Annotated in this window: 1 protein-coding gene; it reads right to left on the bottom strand. The window is 67.4% G+C overall.

Translation table 11 applies throughout. The features are described from left to right. Positions 1-119: 119 nt before the first annotated feature. Entirely contained in the window at positions 120-1,829 is a 1,710-nt protein-coding gene (locus DLJ47_RS25805; RefSeq protein ID WP_109903628.1) for an IS1634 family transposase, read from the bottom strand. Positions 1,830-1,994: the final 165 nt, after the last annotated feature.

Consider the following 1,994-nt stretch of genomic DNA (forward strand, 5'->3'; position numbering starts at 1 on the left):
CCCGGGTTCCGCAGTTTGTGGTCAAACGATCATCGGAATCTGGGCGTTGAGCAGCGAAGATTGATGCATGTCTAGAGAGAGTCGTGTGTCCACGCCCTTGGCATGTTCTTTGATCTTGGTTATGTGGGGTCGAATGTGGTGACGCGGGGCGGTGGCTGGATGGAAAGTGCCTGGTAGATGGCCTTCTGTTCGGGCTTGAGTGGGGTGGTCTGCACGACGGTGCCGGCGGGACCGGCGAGGGTTACCTGCGCGATTCGCCCGAGTTGCCGGTTGATGTTTCGCCAGGGAAGGCCGGTGGCGCGTTCCGCGACGCGGGTCAGGAGCAGGGCGAGCCAGCAGATGAGCACGTGGGCGCGGATGCGGTGTTCGAGGCGGTGGAAGACCGGGCGGAGCAGCAGGTCGGACTTCAGGTCGCGGAAGCCGCGTTCGGCTTCCAGGAGGTTCTTGTAGCCCAGGGCGACGTCCTCGGTGCTGATGTGCGGGTCCGAGGTGGCGATGAGGTACTTGCCGTCCAGGCGGGACTCGGTCTTGACCTTGGCGTTGTTGACCTTCAGGCGTCCGTTCGGCTGCTGGATCAGCCAGCGGCCCAGGCTCGGGTGGTCACGTAGGGCGCACTCGGCGCGTAGGTGCGCGGCCTCGTTGCGCTTGCGGGTCTTGTCACCGGGTGGGCGCGTGGCGTCCCGCCGGCGTTGCTCGGCTATCCGGGCGAGCTCGGCGTTGATGCGGGCGATGGCGTCGTCGCGCAGCTGCTTGTCACGTTCGGCCTGCTCGGGGTTGTGGCAGATGACGAACCGGGCGTCCTGCCCCTGCACGGTGACTTCCTTGACGCGCAGGTTGTCGCGGACCTGCTGGTAGCGGCCTTGGCGGGACAGGACCTGGTCGACGAGGGGGTTGCCGTCGCGCATGCGCATCCCGGCGATGTAGTGCCCGCCGGCTCGGCGCAGGTAGGCCAGGTTGTCCGCGGAGGAGAAGCCACGGTCGACCACGGTGATGACGCGGCCGAGCCGCCAGTCGCGCATGTCATCTTTGACCTCGGCGAGGACCTGCTGGTCGTTGGTGTTGCCGGGCCAGCACCAGACCCGCACCGGGATGCCTTCCTTCGTCACCGCCAGGCCGATGACGATCTGCGGCAGGTCACCGCGGTGGTCCTTGGAGTGCCCGAACCGGCGGAACGCGTCGTCGCCGTCGTCTTCGCCATCGCGTTCGAAGTAGGTGCTGGTGGTGTCGAAGAACAGCAGGTCCACCTCAAGGTTGAGCAGGTTGGCCACGGCGAAGAACACCGCTTCCTGCACCCGGCCGGCGGTGTCGGCATCGATGAGCAGGTCCATCGCCCGGTACGCGTGGTCCTCATCCATCGCCGGCAGGCCACTGATCAGGGCGTCCTCGCGGACCCACTCGGCGGCCGACAGCTTGCTCATCGGCGCGACCGCCCGGTTGGCGACCAGCGCGAACAGCACCCGTTCCATGTTCGTGGTGAACCGGCGCCCGTCCGTTGCGGCGCGCACCGCCGCGGCGACGTCCAGCCGCCGCCACAGCCCGTCCAGCAGCCACGTCGCCCCGATCGGTCGGGCGTCGATGACTTCGAGGGGGGCCGTGCCCGCGGCAAGCCCCGCCTCGGCGGCATCGCCGAGCACGTCGACGTCGCCGAAGTGCTTGTTGATCGACGCGGCCAGCCGGCGCAGCCCCTCGACGTCGAGGCGGTCCACGCGGCCGAGGTTCATCAACACGTCGGGCTTGGTCCGCCCGTCCACCCGCCGGTTGTGGGCCAGGGCCACGTAACGCACCACCCTGCCGTCGGCGTTGGTCCGCGACGTGAACCGCAGATACATGACCACGAGCAAACCACGACATGCCTAACCAGACAAGGGAAAGCCTTCCAGTCGTGTTACCACACTTTCGACCCCGTACACCGGATCCCGGCCAACCGCAGGCCCGTAACCAGCACAAACCCGAGACGGACCGAGCTCATGTGTCTACGAACTGCGGAACCCGGG

Source organism: Micromonospora sp. S4605 (assembly GCF_003176715.1).
Lineage (GTDB): Bacteria > Actinomycetota > Actinomycetes > Mycobacteriales > Micromonosporaceae > Micromonospora > Micromonospora echinaurantiaca.

Excerpts from the sequence above, each read along its gene's own strand:
- DLJ47_RS25805 (WP_109903628.1), bottom strand. The coding sequence starts at position 1,829 with ATGTATCTGCGGTTCACGTCGCGGACCAACGCCGACGGCAGGGTGGTG.